21 protein-coding genes and 1 tRNA gene are annotated in these 19,497 nt (G+C 45.2%); 18 read left to right on the top strand and 4 right to left on the bottom strand.

Annotated elements, in window-relative coordinates:
• The first annotated feature begins 30 nt into the window (after positions 1-30).
• From WC592_05805 to WC592_05760, 10 genes are all read left to right on the top strand, one after another.
• Entirely contained in the window at positions 31-1,989 is a 1,959-nt protein-coding gene (locus WC592_05805) for an RHS repeat-associated core domain-containing protein (GenBank protein ID MFA4981967.1), read from the top strand.
• Between the two features lie 5 nt (positions 1,990-1,994).
• Positions 1,995-2,591: a hypothetical protein gene (locus tag WC592_05800; GenBank protein ID MFA4981966.1), complete on the top strand. Its 597-nt coding sequence runs from the start codon at positions 1,995-1,997 to the stop codon at positions 2,589-2,591.
• A 158-nt stretch (positions 2,592-2,749) separates the two neighbouring features.
• Complete coding sequence (locus tag WC592_05795; GenBank protein ID MFA4981965.1) at positions 2,750-3,586, top strand: tail fiber protein; 837 nt, start codon at positions 2,750-2,752, stop codon at positions 3,584-3,586.
• 102 nt (positions 3,587-3,688) lie between these two features.
• On the top strand, positions 3,689-4,549 hold the full coding sequence (locus WC592_05790; protein MFA4981964.1) for a class I SAM-dependent methyltransferase: 861 nt from the start codon (positions 3,689-3,691) through the stop codon (positions 4,547-4,549).
• Positions 4,550-4,943: 394 nt separating this feature from the next.
• Positions 4,944-5,549 (top strand): nucleotidyltransferase domain-containing protein, encoded by a 606-nt coding sequence (locus WC592_05785; protein MFA4981963.1) that lies wholly within the window; start codon positions 4,944-4,946, stop codon positions 5,547-5,549.
• Complete coding sequence (locus WC592_05780) at positions 5,503-5,952, top strand: SAV_6107 family HEPN domain-containing protein (GenBank protein ID MFA4981962.1); 450 nt, start codon at positions 5,503-5,505, stop codon at positions 5,950-5,952. Before WC592_05785 ends, WC592_05780 begins: the two co-directional genes overlap by 47 nt.
• Positions 5,953-6,043: 91 nt before the next feature.
• Positions 6,044-6,787, top strand: a complete 744-nt coding sequence (locus WC592_05775; GenBank protein MFA4981961.1) for a C1 family peptidase — start codon at positions 6,044-6,046, stop codon at positions 6,785-6,787.
• A gap of 302 nt (positions 6,788-7,089) precedes the next feature.
• The gene (gene bamE, locus WC592_05770) at positions 7,090-7,521 is read left to right on the top strand and encodes an outer membrane protein assembly factor BamE (GenBank protein ID MFA4981960.1); all 432 of its coding nucleotides are present in this window, start codon (positions 7,090-7,092) and stop codon (positions 7,519-7,521) included.
• Positions 7,522-7,530: 9 nt separating this feature from the next.
• Complete coding sequence (locus WC592_05765; GenBank protein ID MFA4981959.1) at positions 7,531-8,106, top strand: hypothetical protein; 576 nt, start codon at positions 7,531-7,533, stop codon at positions 8,104-8,106.
• Positions 8,103-8,537, top strand: a complete 435-nt coding sequence (locus WC592_05760) for a hypothetical protein (GenBank protein ID MFA4981958.1) — start codon at positions 8,103-8,105, stop codon at positions 8,535-8,537. Before WC592_05765 ends, WC592_05760 begins: the two co-directional genes overlap by 4 nt.
• 96 nt (positions 8,538-8,633) lie before the next feature.
• Here the strand turns inward: WC592_05760 and WC592_05755 are convergent, their stop codons facing one another.
• Positions 8,634-9,398, bottom strand: coding sequence for a nucleotidyl transferase AbiEii/AbiGii toxin family protein (locus WC592_05755; GenBank protein ID MFA4981957.1), 765 nt, complete (start codon positions 9,396-9,398; stop codon positions 8,634-8,636).
• Positions 9,376-10,155, bottom strand: a complete 780-nt coding sequence (locus WC592_05750) for a hypothetical protein (GenBank protein ID MFA4981956.1) — start codon at positions 10,153-10,155, stop codon at positions 9,376-9,378. The genes WC592_05755 and WC592_05750 overlap by 23 nt, the downstream gene beginning before the upstream one ends.
• 105 nt (positions 10,156-10,260) lie before the next feature.
• Between WC592_05750 and WC592_05745 the strand changes: the two genes are divergently transcribed.
• Together WC592_05745 and WC592_05740 are read left to right on the top strand one after the other, a co-directional pair.
• Positions 10,261-11,478 carry an SGNH/GDSL hydrolase family protein gene (locus WC592_05745; GenBank protein MFA4981955.1) on the top strand — a complete coding sequence of 406 codons (1,218 nt, stop codon included), beginning with the start codon at positions 10,261-10,263 and terminating at the stop codon, positions 11,476-11,478.
• A 73-nt stretch (positions 11,479-11,551) separates the two neighbouring features.
• Complete coding sequence (locus WC592_05740; GenBank protein ID MFA4981954.1) at positions 11,552-11,932, top strand: PilZ domain-containing protein; 381 nt, start codon at positions 11,552-11,554, stop codon at positions 11,930-11,932.
• 9 nt (positions 11,933-11,941) lie between these two features.
• Here the strand turns inward: WC592_05740 and WC592_05735 are convergent, their stop codons facing one another.
• Entirely contained in the window at positions 11,942-13,588 is a 1,647-nt protein-coding gene (locus WC592_05735; protein ID MFA4981953.1) for a tetratricopeptide repeat protein, read from the bottom strand.
• An 83-nt stretch (positions 13,589-13,671) separates the two neighbouring features.
• On the opposite strand from WC592_05735, the gene WC592_05730 reads away from it, so the two are divergent.
• Positions 13,672-13,746: transfer RNA gene (locus tag WC592_05730), tRNA-Arg, on the top strand.
• Between the two features lie 64 nt (positions 13,747-13,810).
• On the opposite strand, the gene rpmB is transcribed toward WC592_05730, so the two are convergent.
• Positions 13,811-14,041 (bottom strand): 50S ribosomal protein L28, encoded by a 231-nt coding sequence (gene rpmB, locus WC592_05725; protein ID MFA4981952.1) that lies wholly within the window; start codon positions 14,039-14,041, stop codon positions 13,811-13,813.
• 94 nt (positions 14,042-14,135) lie between these two features.
• On the opposite strand from rpmB, the gene recG reads away from it, so the two are divergent.
• Genes recG through WC592_05700 form a run of 5 tightly spaced genes read left to right on the top strand, consistent with a single transcriptional unit; the run spans position 14,136 to position 19,493 of the window.
• Complete coding sequence (gene recG, locus WC592_05720) at positions 14,136-16,256, top strand: ATP-dependent DNA helicase RecG (protein ID MFA4981951.1); 2,121 nt, start codon at positions 14,136-14,138, stop codon at positions 16,254-16,256.
• Between the two features lie 53 nt (positions 16,257-16,309).
• Complete coding sequence (gene rsmD, locus WC592_05715) at positions 16,310-16,864, top strand: 16S rRNA (guanine(966)-N(2))-methyltransferase RsmD (GenBank protein MFA4981950.1); 555 nt, start codon at positions 16,310-16,312, stop codon at positions 16,862-16,864.
• Positions 16,861-17,352 (top strand): pantetheine-phosphate adenylyltransferase, encoded by a 492-nt coding sequence (coaD, locus tag WC592_05710; protein ID MFA4981949.1) that lies wholly within the window; start codon positions 16,861-16,863, stop codon positions 17,350-17,352. The genes rsmD and coaD overlap by 4 nt, the downstream gene beginning before the upstream one ends.
• Before the next feature lie 3 nt (positions 17,353-17,355).
• Positions 17,356-18,342 (top strand): phosphate acetyltransferase, encoded by a 987-nt coding sequence (gene pta / locus WC592_05705; GenBank protein ID MFA4981948.1) that lies wholly within the window; start codon positions 17,356-17,358, stop codon positions 18,340-18,342.
• On the top strand, positions 18,339-19,493 hold the full coding sequence (locus WC592_05700) for an acetate kinase (GenBank protein MFA4981947.1): 1,155 nt from the start codon (positions 18,339-18,341) through the stop codon (positions 19,491-19,493). Before pta ends, WC592_05700 begins: the two co-directional genes overlap by 4 nt.
• The last annotated feature ends 4 nt before the right edge of the window (positions 19,494-19,497 follow it).

Raw genomic sequence — 19,497 nt, 5'->3', positions numbered from 1 at the left:
TATGACGTCGAGAACAGGCTGCAGAAAGTCATGTCAGAAAAGGGTGGAGGGACATTCAACATATCTGTCGATCTTAATGAGGGCTGGAATTTCTTCAGCCTGCCCGGATACATCCCGAATACCGGCGGCAGTATCGCCCAGATCCTCTCGTCCATCACCGGTAAATACGAGCAGGTCTCCACTTATGATACAGCCGCGGATAAGTGGCTGCACTATGTCGGCGACGCGAGGTTCGACCAATTCGATAAGTTCGAATACGGCAGGGGCTATCTCATATATTGCAATGAAGGGTGCAGCATCAGCCTTTCAGGCAACTATCCGCTAAACGGTGTACAATATTCGCTTAAAGAAGGCTGGAATCTTGTAGCCGCGCCTACGGATTCCCAGATAGAGACTTCACTCGCGCTGCGGGGAGTTACTTACGACTCGGTAGCCGGATATAACGGCGCGGATTATGCCTATGGCCCGGCGGCGCTCGAGAAGGGCAAGGCATACTGGGTGCATGTCGCAAACAGTCAGACATGGTCTGTGCCTCTGCCGCGTATCGAAACTGTTTATAGTTACGATGGAGACGGCGGCAGGGTGATGAGAAAAATAGGGACTGTCCCCCAAGGAGGGGTCTCGTCAGGTGGGGACTGTCCCAATTTTTCTACGCATTACATCGGCTCTTCCTACGAAGTCGAGGGGGACAAGACCACAAAGCACATCTTTATGGGTTCGACGAGGGTCTGTTCCATCGAAGACCTCGTAGGTGTGACCGGTCAAAGTAACCACTCCTACGAGGTCTATTACTACCATCAAGACCACATAGGTTCGAGTAACGTCATTACTGACGGAACAGGCGCTATCGTCCAGATACTAGAATATTCGCCCTTCGGCGAGGTCTCCCGCTCCACCGGAAACTATTCGACAGATAAGCGTTTCACTGGTAAGATATATGACGATTCATCCGCTCTTTTATATTTCGGGGCAAGGTATTACGACCCCGAACTGGGCCGTTTCATTACTGCAGATCCCACAATAGCGCATCCCTTCGACCCGCAGGATCTGAATCGATACAGCTACTGCAGGAATAACCCGGTTAATTACATAGATCCGACGGGGTTAAGTTGGTGGAGCAGTTTCTGGAATTGGCTGACAAGCGGCGTAGGGGCTATAATAGCGTCAATTGCGATTATTGCCGTAACTGCGGTGGCTGCGATATTTACAGGTGGAGCGCTCGCCCCTGTTTTGTGGGGTGAAATCTCCGGAGCTATAGCAGGTGCCGCAGGAGCCGCCGCTACAGGGGGCGATATAGGCAGGGGGATGCTTATAGGTACGATAGTGGGGGGCATTACAGGCGGCGTGATGGGCCAAATGTCTGCGGCGGCAGGGGCAGAAGGAGGAGCAAGTGGAGGCGCGGCTGCAGGCGGTACTACGGCAGGTTTAATAATACCAGCGGATATTGCACTGTCAATGGGAACATCTATGGCTTCTACATCAGCCGCAGTGGCAGTAAGTAATGCTGGAATAAGCGCCTGGGGCTCTGTACTTGCGTCTGGTGTTGTTGGAGGAGGTGCGGCTGTAATAAACGGGATGGTTTCAAACGCGTATGCGGCAGGTTCTAAAGTAGGTAATCATGTTACAGGAGAAGGCCCTCGCCTTTCGATAGGGTTTTCTGGAATTAGAGTTGCTGGCAAATATACATATGTTACGCACGCTGGGCTTCAGATAACCGGAACAGATGATTATAATATATCGGCCGGGTTTAATCCTGAGAATAGCAATGATATTAGTATGTTCTTAGGTAAACCTGTTAATGGAGTTGTTCGTCCGAATGAAAGATATGCATTTACATTAACTGTTAGTAAAGACCCGGTTTTTATTCAGAGGGTATTTAACAACATAATGAAGTCTAGTCAAAACCCGCCAAAATACGATTTCCATGCTTTAAATGATGGCAAACACTATGAATGTTATGATTGGGTAGCGGATATGCTGGGGAGTTAGAAAATATGCGTAAACAAAGTGTATTATTAGGAATTATATTCTGTCTTTTAGGGATAATAATAGTATCAGGAACTCTGTTGCAAATGACATTTATAATTAAATTTGAAAATACAATATTTGTTAAAAATATAGATATTTCAAAAACGGGTACAAATTACACTTTTAATTTTGTTGATAAGCATGGTCCCGAAAAGGAAGTTCTGCTGCAATTTAAAAAAACTCTACTGCCAGGAATTGATTTAAATACGACAAAACCAAATATTATCGATGGAAAAATAAGAGTTTTAGTGAAATCGTCAAATGGCAGAATGCTATATAACGAGGTAATTAGTAGAAGTAGTTTTTTAGTAAAAGAATATTCATCTGAAGATGTTAGCTTAATCATAGCTAGCTATAGCCGAGCTTTTTCGCAAAATTATGTTATTATCATAGATATATTGGAAGGTGATGCTCGATATGAAAATGTCGAGCCTACTTTAATAATAAGAAGTCCGCCAGTAGCTGGAGAGGCAGGATTTTACTTTTTATTCTTATTATTGGCTGGCTCAATCAGTTTTCTTATAGGTTTAGGAATTATAATAGTGTCGATAATAAAAAAATAATAATACACTTTACGTAAGTCAATAAAGATAATAATAGTAGACACTTTAAGAATTTTATCGAAATGAGTCAACGGTTTCATGAAAATGATTAGCATTGATTAATAACGGTGCAGGTGCCACCCTATGAGATACAAAACAATAAACAAAGGAGGACCGATATGAAAACCAAACTGACGATCATATTAATACTTTTCATGGCTATTGCTTTGACTTTGACGCTGGTTGCCTCTGCGGAGATTCCGCATCTAATGAGCTTTCAGGGTAAAGCAACCGACAAGACAGGTGCTCCTTTAAATGGCACATATAACCTGACATTCAGGATATATAATGCCGGAACAGGCGGAACTGCCAAATGGACCGAGACACAGCCGAATATCACTATTTCAAACGGTGTATTACAGGTCCAGTTGGGAAGTGTCGCGCCGCTAAGCCTGGCTTTTGACGAGTCCTACTGGATATCGATCGAGATAAACACGGATGGAGAGATGAGCCCGCGAACAAAGCTTGCCTCAACGCCATATGCATATAAATCTGAATTTGCCGACAATGGTGTGCCAACAGGTGTTATAATGATATGGGCTAGAGATACTTCGCCAAATGGTTGGCTATTGTGTGATGGCAGCGCGATATCGAGATCCACTTATGCGAATTTATTTGCTATAATAGGTACGACTTATGGGGTTGGGGATGGCGTTACAACTTTCAATTTGCCGGATATGCGAGGTCGTGTTGTTGTGCAAAAATCGACTGAAATGGAATTTATGGCATTAGGGCAAAAGGGCGGTGAAAAAGAGCATAAGTTAACAATAAACGAAATGCCCGCACATAATCATAGCTGGAGCGCTACTCAAAGAGGTGGTAATCCAGGATGGAGTAGTATTGTAGAAAATAGCAACGGTAGCTGGACAACGCTTTATGTTAATAACGCTGGTGATAATGGCGCACATAACAATTTGCAACCGTACATGGTGCTAAATTATATTATCAAGACGTAATTCCCAAGATAGTATTGATTTGCCAGCGCAAGCAGGCTGTTTTTTGTTCAATGAAAAATATGATTGGCAAGACCAAGAAAGTTATGGTGAGAGAGGATTATTTTGAAAATCAAGAAATTTATAAATAGACTACGGGATTTCATTTTACATTATATAAGCCAAAAGAAACAAACTTATTATTACGAAGATTATATCAGGGTATATCCCGATGGAATAAATTTTAATAAATATGGTAAACGTAAAAAAGCAACGCCGGATGATATTAAAAATTTTATTAATCACTATAAATTTTATAAGTTTGCGGCACAGTTTGTAAAAAATAAAGTTGTGGCTGATATCGGATGCGGGGCTGGCTATGGATGCCAGATCCTGAAAGAGGAAGGATTTGCTGCACGTGCTTATGGGGCTGACATGTCAAAACCAAGCATAGAATTTGCACAAGCACGGTATGGTAATATTGCGGAATTTAGTATTCAAGGTATAACAAATTTAAAAGAATATCTAAATCATTCTTTTGATGTCGTCATATGCAGCGAAGTCTTAGAACACATTAAAGAATATCATAAAGAAGACAGTGCAATAAAAGAATTGAAGAGGGTTACAAAGGAAGGCGGCATTATCATAATTGGGACACCTAATACGGAAATGTTGGATAATCACGGTTTTTCTTATGAAGAAATTCAAACACTCTTAGCGAATAATTTTAATAAGTTTTGTGTTTTTGAAAATGCGCTCGTCCCTTACTCTAATAAAAAAGAATTATGGAATAAGCGACTGTTAGCCAACAAAGTTGGTATAATTGTTACGCAGGATATTAATTTTAATGAAATGGTTATCCCTAAAGGAATAAATCCAGAGCTTAAAAAAGGATTGCCATCCGGTTTTATTAATGTATTAGGTTTAGAAATTAATACTGCTTTATTGCACAATACACACTCATGGGCTATTGTTGCTGTTAATTAACTTTGCGTCTAAAAAGGTCTGAATATATACAGCTTGGCCCAACATTGCGCATTATAGAATAATAAAGATGCTCAAGAAGAAAGAATGGAATTATAGTGCCGCTGGCATATTGGACAGAACACATCTTAGATTTTTTACCATCAAAAGTATACAAGAAATGTTTAAAAGCGCAGGTTTTAACATAATAAGAATAGAACGTATACTAAGCGCTTCAAATGTTAAAAAGAAAATAAATCAGATCTTCCAGAATAAATTTGCGGACGTTCTCACCGAACAATATATAGTTGTTGCTCTGAAATCAGAATAGAATAACTGGTGCCATGCATCCAGTTGCTCTTGACAGTTGACTACAAAATGTATATAATCGACTACATAATGTATACAGGAGGACGTTATGTTAGATGAACTTTTTTCATCAAGAGCCCGCGTTGAAATACTAAAGTTATTTATCTTTAATCCGCGGGATAAGTTTTACCAGCGGCAGATTTCCTTGAGATCTAAGCAGCCGATCAGGGCTGTCCAGAGAGAGGTAGAAAAACTTGAAAAGATAGGGTTAATAAAGAAGAGCGTTACAGGTAACCGCATCTATTACAGTATCGATAGCGCCTGTCCTATATATGGAGAGTTAAAAGGCATTATCTTTAAAACAGCCGGAATAGCGCAGGTCTTAAAAGCCGAACTTGACAGGTCAAAAAAAGTCATATTCGCTTTTATCTATGGCTCATATGCAGAAGGCAAGGAAGGGCCCTTGAGTGATATAGATTTAATGGTCATCGGTAATGTTTTATCCAGGGAGCTTTCAAAGATACTTTCCAAGTCGAAGATGGAATTATCGCGTGAAATAAATTACGCCGTATTTAAAACGGCCGAATTTAGAAATAAAGTAAAAGAGAAAGACCATTTTTTAAGTACGGTATTAAAAAAGAAAAAGATATTTATCATAGGGAGCGAAAATGAGCTTAAAAGATTTATTAGCTCAGGGCAGCTTAAAACCCCATAAGACGTCAAAAGAGGAGATTGAAAATCTTCTCGATCTTGTCCGGCGTGACATCAAAGACGCAAAAGTCAAAACCATATCCGTCGACAGAAGATTTGCTATAGCATATAACGCGGTTCTGCAAATGGCTACCGCTATTATATACTGTAGGGGATATATGCCGACAGGGTGGGGACATCATTATACCGTATTCAAGTCTCTTAAGTTTATAATGGGTGAAAATTATAACGATATTGCGGATTATTTCGATTCCTGCAGATCTAAAAGAAATATAACTGATTACAGGCGTACAGGAGAGATATCGGAATCAGAAACCGACGAATTGATCGGAGAGGCGGAAGACTTCCTGAATATAGTGCTGGAGTTTATCAAAAAACATCATCCCAGCCTATTAAAACCCCTATAATAATTATGACCGACCATATCGAATTCCTATTTTTTATAATTTATCGACCCCATATTCCACATAATAAGAAAACCATGAACGTTAGAAAAACATGATACGCGATTCAAAAAACTACGGTTGGGTGCCGGATATACCGGATCAGAGGGATTACCTCTATAGGGCGATAAAACCTGTTATCAGGCTCCAGAATAAGGTAGACCTAAGGGAGAGGTGTCCCGAAATAGAGCGTCAGGGTGATTTGGGAAGCTGTACAGCCCAGGCCCTAGCCGGGAACCTCGAATTTCTCGATAAGAAGATAGATGATGTTTATACGGATGTCAGCCGGCTCTTTATCTATTATAATGAGAGAGTGCTGATGGATACGGTTGATTATGATTCAGGCGCCTCCCTGAGAGACGGCATAAAGACATTGAAGAATGAAGGTGCCTGCCATGAAGTGACCTGGCCGTATAAGATATCAAAATTCGCCCAAAAGCCCTCTAAGGACTGCTATATTGAGGCTAAAAAACACCTTATCCAATCCTACCACCGTCTCCACACCATACAAGAGATGCTGATATGCCTTACCGAAGGCTACCCGTTCGTATTCGGTTTTGCCGTATATGAAAGCTTCGAATCTTCCAAGGTAAAGCGCACCGGTATAGTCAACATGCCGGGTGACGATGAGGTTGAAATAGGCGGCCATGCTGTCATGGCCGCGGGATACGACCAGAAGGCCAAAAGGTTCATTGTACGCAATTCCTGGGGCAAGACATGGGGCATGAGCGGATATTTTACGATGCCGTTTAAATATCTGGAAACCCTCGGAGGCGATTTCTGGACCATCCGGCGTTAAATGAACAGGATGGCGGGGATGGTCCATAAAGGTGCGGATGGGATTGTGCAAGATAGACTATATTGATAAAATATGAAAAATAATTTGACATATTTAGAAATGTATGATATGCTTTAAACATTCAATAAAGACCGGCAGAACTTAGCTTACTATCTAATTTTTATTGACACAAAGCTATTATTGATATACGTTTATAATCAGAAGCTACAAAGGAGTAGTGAATATGGAGATGGTCAGATAGATATTTTTAACCGTCTACCCATGAAAGGGTTGTTTTTTTATGCATAGAATATTTGAGAGTGATGCTTAGAAAGGAGATGGGAATGATTATTAGATATTTTTGTGCAGCGCTATGCGTTCTTTTGTTGTCCGGATGTTCGTCCGCTTATTATCATGCTAAGCAAGTCAATAAAGCAGATCAATTGGACAGGGTTACAGTGGGAAAAGTTCAGAGTCAAATACGTATTGGGATGTCATCTGCTCAAGTTGTCGAAGTACTTGGATCGCCTAATATAGTTACAACCGATGAAAACAGATTGGAAAATTGGGTTTATGACAAGATTGCCACGGACGTAGTTTATTCAAATGAATCGGGCGGCGCATGGCTGATAATCGGGTCTGTCCATCCGAATTCAGGGGCAAGCTCTACTTCACAGAGAACACTTACAATAGTCATTAAATTTGACGCAGACAAAAAAGTTCGCGATTTTGCCTATCATTCTTCCAGTTTTTAGGAGAATAATATGAAAAAACCAAGTAATGGGCCGAAGATATTTTTGGTGATATTTTTATGCTTAGGTATATTTGGTTGCGCTACCATGCCAAAGGGTTTTCTTAAACCATCAGAGCAGTCTCTTAAAGATAGACAGTTACAAATGAGGCAGTACGAGACAAAAGACCAGGAAAAAATAGTTACTTCTGTCGCTGGGGTTTTGCAAGATCTGGGGTTTACTCTGGATAATAGCGAGACAGAGTTAGGATTTGTAGCTGCCTCTAAGAGGGCAGACGCAACAAGCGGCGGTCAAATTGCTGCTGCAGTAATGGCCGACACATTAGGTATTGCCGCTGCTTTAATAGGTGCTCCCTGTTATACCAATGCCGTTTCACGATGCGATAAGGAGCAGATGGTGAAAGCGTCAGTAATTACCCAGCCAGCTTTAGATGGAAACAAGACAGTCGTTCGAGTCACGTTCCAAAGGATTGTGTGGAATATGGCTAATCTGATCAGTAAGATAGAAACAGTTAAGGAACCAACTATATATCAGAAATTTTACGATAGTTTGTCAAAGGCGATATTTTTGGAGGCAGAGCAAATATGAAGAAACTAATAAGGTACTGCAGTCTTTTTGTTATTCTGGCGATGGCTGTTATGGTGTCAGGCTGCGCAACAACAGCAACTAAAGCCTTTGAAAGTGATGCAAGTGCAGTTAAATTAAGGAGCATGCAAACAAGGGCTTTTGATACAATCGACAAGAAAAAAATGATGCAAACGGTAATAAGCACGATGCAGGATCTGGAATTTGTAATTGATAAAGCCGATATGACGCTTGGGTCTGTTACCGGCACTAAATTTGTTAAGCAAGCATCTGTCACGATGACTGTAACCGTACGCCCTAGAGGAGATAAACAGTTGCTTGTAAGGGCGAATGCTCAATACGGCATTAAATCCGTAGATGATGCAGCAACTTACCAGGATTTTTTTACCGCTTTAGAAAAGGCCATGTTTTTAACAGCTCAGCAAGTTGACTAGATATGAATGAAAATAGGGGTAGTTCATAAAGCGTCTCATCAGTAATTTTTTTAAATAATTCAGCCTCCTTCCGCGGAAGGAAGTGCCGTAATAAATTCATTTTTTTATATTAACATTGAGTCGTTTGATTAGGGCCACAACCTCTTTTTCGAATATCTCCTTAGCGTAGTAAATACGTCCTATTTCTTCCTTTTTTTCAAGCTCAGCAACACTCCAATTTTTGAGCATCGACTCACTTGTTATATCGCTTCTTATCTCTTTGCGGGTGATGAGATCTTTTATTTCAGCAACGTCAAATCTAAACCTTTCAAATAAAAGCACAAGATCGTAAAAATCCCTATAGCGGGCACGCTCGCTTGCCGCGCGAATCTTCTCAGCGCAAACCTCCCTTACATCCATCGCATTTACTATTGTATTAATTTTCCATGCGTTTTTATAGATAGTAGCTTTTGCCGGAAGAACAACATTCTGATAAAAATCTATCTCAACTTTTAAAGAATTGGCTAACCCCAAAGGACCGGTATATTTAAGACGGCCTATCTTGATCGTCGCCCTGGAAACATTCTCTTCCTTTACCTCCAGGAAATCCTGCGATCCAATGACCGATTTTACCTCTTCTAAGGTTATGGCATTGTCTAAAGATGTGAAGTCAAGATCTTCCGAGAGCCGCGTTTGATCAAGATAACAATGATGGATGGCGGTACCACCCTTAAAGACAAGCTTATTCTGTAACGGCGAATCGTAGATCATCTTTGAGACTATTGCCAGCAGGTAATCTTTTTCGGCATCGGCGAGTTTGTATTTAAGCGATGATTTGTTTAGAATACTCAAGTCGGATTTATTTAATAATGCTATCTTCAAAATACAGCCTCCATTTCGAATCAAACGTCTTAGAGTTTTCCGTCATTTTACTGTACCCGCCTTTGTTTTTTACGAGATTTCGTAAACCATTGGCATCAATATTCAAATGATCCAGGAAAAAACCGATCTGCCTGATCACGTCAAGCGTAAATTTAGCCGCATATTCTTTTAGAAGCTCCATGTTCATAGCATCTTTATTCTCTCTAAGCTTCTCCCAGACAAGGCTCGCGTAGTAAGCATTTGACCTAAAATATAGAATATCCAAAAGAGCTTTCTCCTTAGACGCTATATTTACCAGCCCTATATCCGAACGCTCTTCGGAAAACCCAAAATATAGATCTTTTTTAATATGGAAGAATCTGATTTCCTCATCTTTGACCTTATAGACTCTGGCACGCATGAATGTTACAGCGCCTATACCTGACAGCATCTGATCGAATAGGCCGTGATACTGTAGGGCGTTTTCGAAAGATATATATGAATCCATGTTCAAAGCATGAGAAATAGCGTAATAAGAGACGCCTTCCGTGGAAAGAGACCCGATATCTGTTACTATTGTATAAAACCCCTTCTTAATCCTTATAAGCCAACCTAGGTTTGCCAGCATAGCTATGCGGTTTCTTGCCTCGGCAAGAGAGTAGTCATTCTTTAATATCTCGTATAACTGGGTAAACGAAACTATGCGGCCATATTTTAATATGGCATTTTCAAGCAGATGTGAGTCTTTTCTAGATAAAATAGTATGTTTTATTACCATATAATAATCCTTTTTAGTTATTATCTGGTATAAATATACACTATTACTTAACTTTTGGCAAGTTTTTTTACCCCAAAATCCGGCCAGGTGATATAATAGCGCGATATGAAGAAAGCTTTATTTACGCTTATCATGGTTTTGCTGACGGTCGTGACGGTCGCGGTCATCGCGGAGGTCGCGTTCAGGGTACGAGACCTTTTCGATAGGAACGTCGGATTGAAGAATTCGATGGGACACGCCGACAAGAAGTATTCGCATGTCTTTAATCCAAACAGCCAATTCAGGAATATCTCATCAAGGCGCGGCGAATACGACGTAAACATCCATATCAATAACTACGGCTTCCGCGGGGGCGATATCGAGTTCAATAAAGAGCCCGGCACAACGCGCATAATGGCCGTCGGGGACTCATTCACTTTCGGTGTAGGTTCCAATGATAACGAGACGATACCCGCGCTTGTTGAACAAGACCTGCGCGATGAGAATGTAAGCGCGGAAGTTATTAACGCCGGGTTCGGCAATTATTCTCCGCTATTGAATTACCTGCGGCTTCGCGACGAATATCTCGAATTCAAGCCCGACCTCGTGTTGCTATTCTTCGATTTCTCGGACCTTGCCGATGTCTGGCGGGGCGAACGGTCGCTCATATACGATAAGGCGGGTAATATTCTCAGGTGCGATCCGTCATATGTGAACGGAAGATACGACTGGTGGCTGGCCATGCGTTCGCATTCACGCCTTTGCTCCTATATCCATAATAAGCTGATAAGAACCATAGAGAAGATACGCATCCTGGGGCTTGCTGAGTATATAAAGGCGAAGTTGGCGGGTAAGCGCGCCAAGGCTTTGATAGTGGCTAAAGAGAACGACTATTTCAAGACGCGGGACCCTGTCGAATATGACGGATATCTGATGATCAGGGGGCGGGACCGCCTGCCGTATATCGAGAAGCATTTTGAAAGGGTGAAAGTATATCTGGGCAAGATAAAAGAGCTGTTGGACGAGCGTAATATACCGATGATCCTCGTCATCTATCCCTACGGTATCCACGTCGGCCCGGATCAATGGGGCGAGGGCAGGGTTTACTGGGGCTTCGAGAAGGGCAGGGTATACGACGATTATTACGCTTTCGATATGCTGGAAAAATACGCACGCGACAACGATATTCCGAGCATAAACCTTTTGCCGGTATTCTTGAAAAATAAGGAGAAGAAGCTCTTCTTCGACGTCGACGGCCATTTTACGCCGGAGGCAAATCACATAGCGGCGCGGACGATAGCCGCGGACAAAGAATTCAGGCGAATAATTAACAAAATTGATTGACACTAGGGGCATAAGAATATAATATAGATGAAGAGTTCAACGGAAGCTAAAACTACAAAAAAGAGGAGTTGACATGTCCGAATACCCGGGAGTGGAAAGGCGCGAATTTTTCAGATACAGGCACGAGAAGCCGGTTACTTACAGGGTAGTAACGCCCGCTAAGACCGAAGCTTCCGATATGCTCAATGGTATGTCCAAGAACCTGAGCGCTTCAGGCATTTTATTTACCAGCAAGCATCATCCGGCCATCTCGAGCATAGTGGTGCTGGACCTGGATTTCAGGACTACGCGGATCTGCGAAGAGGTTGAGGAGCGCGCATTAATAGTGAACAACAAAGTGATAGGCAAGGTAGCGCGCATAGAGGACAATGACGACGGTTCCTTCGATGTGGGCGTGGCATTTGTTAAAAAGACCGACGGCGTTTCCGACGAGATAAAACGCCTGGTCGATTAGAATAGCATTCTAATAGTTCAACAGCAGTTTCCTGATCCTCAAGGCTTTGGGACTTTCCCCATTCTCTTCGTAAAGCTGGTACAGGAACAGAAGCATCTTCGCGTATTCCGGAGTCCCGAGGCTCAATTCATACTGCACTTCTTTTATCGCCTTTCCGTATAGGTCCTTTTTCTCATATATGACGGCCAGCGCCTGGTGGATCTGCGGCATGAGCCCATTGTGCTTAGCGAGTTCCTCGAACTCGGTGATCGCATCGTCGAACCTACCAAGATTAAAATATGCGTGTGCGAGATTGAACCGCGCCTCTTTTACGTCCCATTGGATATCTAGCGCTTCCTTGTATTTAGCAATCGCCGAGGGCAGGTCATTGCGCAGGGAATATGCGCATCCGATTTGGTAAATAATGATCGGGTCTTTCGGGTATTTCTTTACCATTAATTCCAGCAATGTCGAATTATCTTTCCAATGCAGCGTATTGCAATATGATGAGACTGCCATTGATATGATAAGCGCCAGCGTAACGCCATAAATGATAAGTTTCTTGCGCCCCGCCGCGAAGATGCCGGAAAACCCTGCTATTCCTATAAGAGGGAATAGCAGAAACCTCGGGCCCATTAATATGGCGACAAACAGGACGTTTGCTGAAGTTATCGCTGCCCAGCCGAGAAAAAATACTTCCTTTTTGAATGAAAGCCCGTATCTGAAGCCGTAATGTAGAAGAAAACATATCAGGCAGATAGTTGCAGCGATGCCTGCAAGATCCGGCGAGGGTACGACGGGGATCTTAAGCGCCTGGAATTCCAGCGGAAAAGGGAAGAGCGCGGATTTGATGTAATAGGGGATGCTCTTCAGCGTGAGGGCCAGGCATGTCGCCAGCGGCATTTCCTTCGGATGGCGTATGTAGATACCGGAAGCGCCTTCCAATGCCACATATCTTGCCCACAAGTATACGACGGCGACGACGAAAAGTGGTAGATAGTTTATCAGTTTTTTTAATATTCTTTTAACGCTGAAATCGCAGGTAAAGCAATAGTCATGCCATGCAAGAAGCGGCAACAGGAACAATGCCGCCTCTTTTGATAATAGGCCAAGGGCGAACATCATCGCTGAGCCGGCGCAGAGAAAGACGCGGCCGGATGAGCTTTTGGAATTATCGGCTTGCCGGAACATCAGAAAGGATGCAAGCGTGAATATAAGAAAGAGAGGTTCGTTCCTTCCGCTTATCCAGCAGGCGGCGATGCCGCTTACAGGATGGACGATGAATATGGCAGTTCCAAGGATAGACGCGAGCCTTGAGCCGGAAACGGCTCTGATGACGGTATAGACGAGTAATGATGTAAGTATGAATAACAGGATATTTGTCAGATGGAACATCCTGGCGTTGAGGCCCCATGCGGCATGGTCGAGATAGAAAGAGAGCATATCCAGGGGCCTGTAGTAATTGGCTGAAGCCGGGAACCTGGAGAGACGCCACATGTCCGTTAAAAAGAAGGAGCCGATGTAGCCCGGATCCTTTATGTAGGGATTCGTCTCGATAAGCGGGTCGTCGTCATAAGCAAAGCCGAATCCGAGGGCATGGCCATACAGGGCCGTCACTGCCGCGGCGATGAGGAGCAGGATGCCGCATTCTTTTAAGAGTTCGCTCGCCTTTAACATAGCATAAAATATACCATAAAGTCGGCTATCTGGTATAATAGATTTTGACGTTTGATATCTTTGGGAGTATACTTATTCGAAATGCGCCTGTGGCCTAAAGGATAAGGCAATGGCCTCCGAAGCCATGTATGGCAGTTCGATTCTGCCCAGGCGCGCCAGATAAAAAATTAACCAGGTTAGATCTGACGGAGACCGTAGTTTCTAACCTGGTTAAATAAAAATTTATATAGCCTTTTTGATCTTACCGGCCTTGAGGCACTTTACGCAGACGGTGACCCTTTGAGGAGTGCCGTCGATGATAGCGCGGACGCTCTTAAGGTTAGGCAGGAAACGGCGCGCGGTGATGCCGGTTATCTTCTGGCCCACGCCGCCTTTTTTCTTTGCCAGGCCCCGGCGGACTATAGTCCTGCCGGCTACCGGCTTCTTGCCGCATGAATAGCATACTTTTGACATGATTTTTTAGCTCCGTTTTGTCCTTCTTCGCCCTTAAGGAAGTTAGACTGCAGTAGGGCTTCGAAGGATAAATAATAACACAGGTAAATGGCGCATGCAAGAGAAAAATAAAGCAAGTTTCCATACATTGAAGTCGCCGGTCAGGTATTTCAAGGGCGTGGGCCCGAAGAAAGCGGCCGAACTTTCGAAATTGGGGATCGAGGACGCTGAGGGCCTGCTGTATTATTTGCCGGCTCGATACGAGGACAGGTCAATATTCGTTCCTATTAAAGACTTGAAGATAGGCGAATCTCAGACGATCCACGGAGATGTATTCACCGTTACAAATCGTATAGCAAAAAGCGGGATGCCGGTATTCCGGGTAGCCGTGACCGACGGCACAGGCTTTATCCACGCCGTATGGTTCAACCAGCCATACCTGAAAGATTATCTGAGAAAAGGGCAGAAGGTCGTCCTGTACGGCAAGGTCGAGCGGCACGACAAACTGCAGATAACTCAGCCGGAATATGAACTGTTGAAAGGCGACGATACCGATTCCATTCACATCGGCAGGATAGCGCCCATCTATGCCTCGACCTCGGGATTGTCGCAGAGATATCTGCGCAGCCTGCTGTTCCAGGCAGTAACGAATTATTGCAAACTCCTCGCCGAGAAATTGCCCACATATATGCAGGCCCGCGAGAAATTGGTCGACATCAAGTTCGCGATACATAATATACATTTCCCTGCCAGCTTCGATAATCTCGAAAAGGCTTACAGGCGGATAGTCTTCGAGGAATTTTTTTTACTGCAGCTTGCTCTGGCGGTAAAGAAGAAGAATGTGAAGCTGAAAGAGGACGCGCCCAGCCACAGGATAGGCGGCGAACTCGTCGATGCGTTCAAGAGGAGCCTACCGTTCGAGCTGACACAGGCCCAGAAGAAGGCCGTAGCCGATATCGAGCGCGACATGTCGAGCGGCAAGCCGATGAACAGGCTTCTCGAAGGTGACGTGGGCAGCGGCAAGACCATAGTGGCCGCATACGGACTGGCGCTCACAGTGCAGAACGGATTCCAGGGGTGTATTATGGCGCCGACGGAAGTTTTGGCGCGGCAGCATTTTATAAGCTTGAGCGAGTTTCTTATGCCGCTTGGCGTGAACGTGGCGCTTCTTGTGGGCGGAGCCGACCCGAAGACGAAGAGAGAGATCTATTCCGATATCAAGGAAGGCAACATCGACATTGTGGTCGGGACTCACGCCGTGATACAGGAGTCTGTGGAATTTAAAAAGTTAGGGTTAGCCGTGATAGACGAGCAGCATAAGTTCGGTGTAACGCAAAGAGCCATACTTAAACAAAAAGGTTACAGCCCGCATATACTTATCATGACAGCCACTCCGATACCGAGGACGCTGGCGCTAACCGTTTACGGGGACCTGGATATATCGATAATAAGGGAGATGCCGAAGGGGAGGAAGCCGATAGCCACTTATTGGGTGGAGGAAAGTAAGCGCTCTAAGGTGTACGGCTTCATCAAAGAAGAGCTTTCAAAAGGGCGGCAGGCGTACGTGATATGTCCGCTTATCGAAGAGAGCCGCGGGTCGCAGGTTCAAGGGCAAGCGGTATGGGATGGACGGCAGGGCGCTGTCAGCATGTTCGAAAAGTTGAAGAGCGAGGAGTTCCGTGATTTTGAAGTAGGACTGCTGCACGGCAGGATGCCTTCGAAAGAAAAAGAATCTGTGATGAAGGATTTCAAAAAATGGAAGATCAAGGTCCTCGTCTCGACGATAGTGATAGAGGTGGGTATCGACGTGCCGAACGCGTCTGTGATGCTCATCGAGAACGCGGAACGCTTCGGGCTGGCCCAGCTGCATCAATTGCGCGGCAGGGTCGGGAGGGGCGAACACGAATCGTATTGCATATTGCTTGCCGATCCCAAGACGGAAGAGGCGAGCCAGAGGCTGAAAGCTGTGGAAGGAACGCTCGACGGGTTCCAGATAGCCGAGGCCGACCTCGATATACGAGGGCCGGGCGAATTTTTCGGAACGCGGCAGCACGGGCTTCCGGAGATAAGGTTCGGGAATATCCTGAAAGATTTTGATATAATGGAAGCGGCCAGAAAAGAGGCGTTCGGCCTCGTGGCGGCCGATCCGGGTTTGAAAGAAGAGCGCCATAGACAGCTTAAGGCGGCGCTGGCTGACAGGTTCAAGGATAAGCTGGAATTGATAAACGTGGGGTAAATGTAAGTTTACACCTCGTAGGTGAACACCTACGAGGTGTAGTAAGGGTAGGAATGCGTATAATAGGTGGTGAATACAGATCGAGGCTTATTTCGATGCCTAAGGGCGTCGAGGTCAGGCCGACTCAAGACAAGGTCAGGCAGGCGATATTCAATATGCTGGGCGACGTCAGCGGCAAGAACACGCTCGACCTCTTCGCCGGGAGCGGCGCATTTGGCATAGAAGCCCTCTCAAGGGGCGCTGTCCACGCGACTTTCATTGACGACGATTTCAGGTGCGTCCAGACGATAAGGGAGAACCTCCGATCATTGACTATACCTGAATCTAATTATGATATTATTAGAGCAAATGCCCTCAGCGTTATGCCCAGATTGGCCAAGACGAAGGAGAAATTCGACCTGATATTCGCAGATCCCCCGTATTATAAGGGTATGGCCAAAAAATGCTTGATAAATATAGATTCTTATGATATATTATCGCCCATTGCCTTAGTGGTGATAGAGCGGTTTAAGAAGGACGCGCTTGCCGCGGATCTTAAGACCGTTATTATCGATAAGGAGAGGCAATACGGGGACACATCGGTCACAATTTTCAGAAAGGCAGCATGAAGAAATGCAAAATAGCTGTATACCCGGGCACATTTGACCCTGTTACCTACGGCCATATAGACCTTATCAGGAGAGCCTCGAAGATATTCGATAAAGTCATAGTCGCCGTAGCGCACAATAAATCCAAGGGCACACTGTTCAGCGTCGAAGAGCGCGTCTCTATGATAAGGGACGCCGTTAAGGTCATCAGGAACGTGACGGTCGACGATTTCGGCGAGCTTGCCGTGGATTACGTCAAGAAACAGGGATCGAACGTGATGATAAGAGGACTCAGGATGATCTCCGATTTCGAATATGAGTTCCAGATGGCCCTGACTAACAGGAAGCTGTCGAGCGATATCGAGACGATCTTCATGATGCCGCACGAGGATTATTCGTATGTATCGAGCAAGCTGATAAAAGAGGCCGCCGGCCTCGGAGCGAATGTCGGCTCTTTTATTCCGAAAAAAGTGGAAAAAGCTTTAAAAGAAAAGATGAACTTGAGGTGAAAGATGAGTTTTCTCGACGAGATCAGGTTAAGATCCGCTAAGGCTTCGAAGAAGGTCGTCCTTCCGGAAAGCGAAGATAAGCGGACGCTCGACGCGCTGGAAATTATTTTAGATAAAAAAATAGCGAAGATAATATTGATCGGCAAAGAGGACCTTAAATCCGGGATAAAGAGCAAAAATACGAAAGACCTGGAGATCATCGACCCCGCAACATACAAAGATACGGATGGCATAGCCTCGGAGTATTACGAATTAAGAAAAGCTAAAGGGATGACGCCGGAAGAGGCGAAGTCCATCATGACGAAAGATTATCTGACATTCGGAGGCATGCTGGTGCGCAAGGAACTGGCCGACGGTTTTGTGGCCGGCGCGAGCCATACCACGCCGGATGTCATACGGGCGTCGTTAAGGACGCTCAGGATCGACAAGAACATCGGCGTTGTGTCGGGCGCGTTCCTGATGGAAGTGCCGAATTCGCCGTACGGCGAAAAGGGCGTGTTCATATACGGGGATTGCGGCGTCAATCCTGAGCCGAACGCGAGGCAGCTGGCCGGCATAGCCGCGTCCTCCGCTGAGTTATTCAAAAAGCTTGTCGGGACTACGCCCAGGGTGGCATTCCTGAGTTATTCGTCCAAGGGAAGCGCCGAGGGCCCGCTGGTGGAGAAGGTAAAAGAAGCCGTGGCTAAGGCGAGAGAGATATCGCCGGGACTGCTGGTGGATGGCGAGTTTCAGGTCGACAGCGCCATAGTGCCGGAAGTGGCGAAGATAAAGTGCGCCCGGAGCGATGTTGCCGGAAAGGCTAATGTCCTGATATTCCCTGACCTGAATTCCGGTAATATTTCATATAAACTGACCCAGAGGCTGGCCAATGCAAGAGCGGTCGGGCCTCTGCTTCTTGGGTTCACTAAACCATCGAGCGACCTGTCCAGGGGCTGTGACGCGGAAGACATCGTCGATGCAGTAGCGATAACGGCGATAAGGGCGGCATGATAATCCTAGTTATAAATTGCGGCAGTTCGTCCGCGAAATACCAGGTGTTCGATATTAAAAAGAAACAGTCTTTGGCGAAAGGCGTCGTAGAGCGTATAGGCCAGGCGGGTTCGACGTTGTGTCACCAGAAAGAAGGCAGCCCTTCCTTAAACAAGAACGTCCTCTGTAACGACCATCACGCCGCTATCGGCATGATAGTCAGTATCCTGAGCGATAAGCGCTATGGGGTGATATCGTCTAAAGGCGATATAGCCGGCATAGGCCATCGCGTTGTCCACGGAGGAGAGGAGTTCAAGGAGTCGACCCTCATCACGGCGAAGGTGCTGCGCTCAATACAAAAATACAGCGAACTTGCGCCGCTCCATAATCCGCCGGCGCTCCTGGGAATAGAAGCGTGCCTGCAGATACTTAAGGGTGTGCCCCAGGCGGCGGTTTTCGATACATCTTTCCACCAGACGATGCCCGAAGTGGCGTTCCTGTACGGCCTGCCTTTCGAATATTACAAAAATTACGGCATAAGGAGATACGGTTTTCACGGGACTAGCCACAAGTTCGTGACCGAAGAGGCAGGACGTATCCTGAAGCGCCCCCTGAAGAGCCTGAAGCTAATAACGTGCCATCTCGGGAACGGCTGCAGCATGACCGCGGTCGACGGAGGCAAGTCCGTAGATACATCGATGGGATTTACGCCGCTGGAAGGACTTTTGATGGGGACGCGGTCGGGCGATCTCGACCCGGCTGCCGTATTGTACCTGCTGGAAAAAGAGAACCTGTCGTTTAACCGGGTCAACGATATATTGAACAAAGAGAGCGGCCTTCTCGGGATATCGGGCGTCAGCAACGACATGCGCGACATATTGAAGGCCTCAAAAGGCAGGGGCGAGAAGGCCCTAAGGTCCAAGCTGGCCATAGACATGTTCATCTACAGGGCAAAGAAATATATCGGTTCTTACCAGGCGGTGCTTGGAAGATTGGACGCGGTGATATTTACGGCCGGAATAGGAGAACATAATCCTTGGCTGGTAAAGCGGATCATGAGGGAGATCAAGGGGATAGTCGGGCGCAAGGTGAGATTTTTGATAATACCTACGAACGAAGAGTTGCTGATAGCGCACGATACGTATCAAATTGTAAAAGACAGAAGTTATTAAAGGA

This window comes from Candidatus Omnitrophota bacterium (assembly GCA_041648975.1).
Lineage (GTDB): Bacteria > Omnitrophota > Gorgyraeia > 2-01-FULL-45-10 > 2-01-FULL-45-10 > JAQUSE01.
The sequence above is the reverse complement of the archived record's forward strand: the minus strand, read 5'-3'. Positions and strand labels throughout refer to the sequence as shown.

Excerpts from the sequence above, each read along its gene's own strand:
- pta (MFA4981948.1), top strand. The coding sequence starts at position 17,356 with ATGAGTTTTCTCGACGAGATCAGGTTAAGATCCGCTAAGGCTTCGAAG.
- WC592_05735 (MFA4981953.1), bottom strand. The coding sequence starts at position 13,588 with ATGTTAAAGGCGAGCGAACTCTTAAAAGAATGCGGCATCCTGCTCCTC.
- WC592_05780 (MFA4981962.1), top strand. The coding sequence starts at position 5,503 with ATGAGCTTAAAAGATTTATTAGCTCAGGGCAGCTTAAAACCCCATAAG.
- WC592_05745 (MFA4981955.1), top strand. The coding sequence starts at position 10,261 with ATGAAGAAAGCTTTATTTACGCTTATCATGGTTTTGCTGACGGTCGTG.
- WC592_05775 (MFA4981961.1), top strand. The coding sequence starts at position 6,044 with ATGATACGCGATTCAAAAAACTACGGTTGGGTGCCGGATATACCGGAT.
- WC592_05740 (MFA4981954.1), top strand. The coding sequence starts at position 11,552 with ATGTCCGAATACCCGGGAGTGGAAAGGCGCGAATTTTTCAGATACAGG.
- coaD (MFA4981949.1), top strand. The coding sequence starts at position 16,861 with ATGAAGAAATGCAAAATAGCTGTATACCCGGGCACATTTGACCCTGTT.
- WC592_05805 (MFA4981967.1), top strand. The coding sequence starts at position 31 with ATGTCAGAAAAGGGTGGAGGGACATTCAACATATCTGTCGATCTTAAT.
- WC592_05785 (MFA4981963.1), top strand. The coding sequence starts at position 4,944 with ATGTTAGATGAACTTTTTTCATCAAGAGCCCGCGTTGAAATACTAAAG.
- WC592_05700 (MFA4981947.1), top strand. The coding sequence starts at position 18,339 with ATGATAATCCTAGTTATAAATTGCGGCAGTTCGTCCGCGAAATACCAG.
- WC592_05765 (MFA4981959.1), top strand. The coding sequence starts at position 7,531 with ATGAAAAAACCAAGTAATGGGCCGAAGATATTTTTGGTGATATTTTTA.
- bamE (MFA4981960.1), top strand. The coding sequence starts at position 7,090 with ATGCTTAGAAAGGAGATGGGAATGATTATTAGATATTTTTGTGCAGCG.
- WC592_05750 (MFA4981956.1), bottom strand. The coding sequence starts at position 10,155 with ATGGTAATAAAACATACTATTTTATCTAGAAAAGACTCACATCTGCTT.
- WC592_05800 (MFA4981966.1), top strand. The coding sequence starts at position 1,995 with ATGCGTAAACAAAGTGTATTATTAGGAATTATATTCTGTCTTTTAGGG.
- WC592_05795 (MFA4981965.1), top strand. The coding sequence starts at position 2,750 with ATGAAAACCAAACTGACGATCATATTAATACTTTTCATGGCTATTGCT.
- WC592_05760 (MFA4981958.1), top strand. The coding sequence starts at position 8,103 with ATGAAGAAACTAATAAGGTACTGCAGTCTTTTTGTTATTCTGGCGATG.
- rsmD (MFA4981950.1), top strand. The coding sequence starts at position 16,310 with ATGCGTATAATAGGTGGTGAATACAGATCGAGGCTTATTTCGATGCCT.
- rpmB (MFA4981952.1), bottom strand. The coding sequence starts at position 14,041 with ATGTCAAAAGTATGCTATTCATGCGGCAAGAAGCCGGTAGCCGGCAGG.
- recG (MFA4981951.1), top strand. The coding sequence starts at position 14,136 with ATGCAAGAGAAAAATAAAGCAAGTTTCCATACATTGAAGTCGCCGGTC.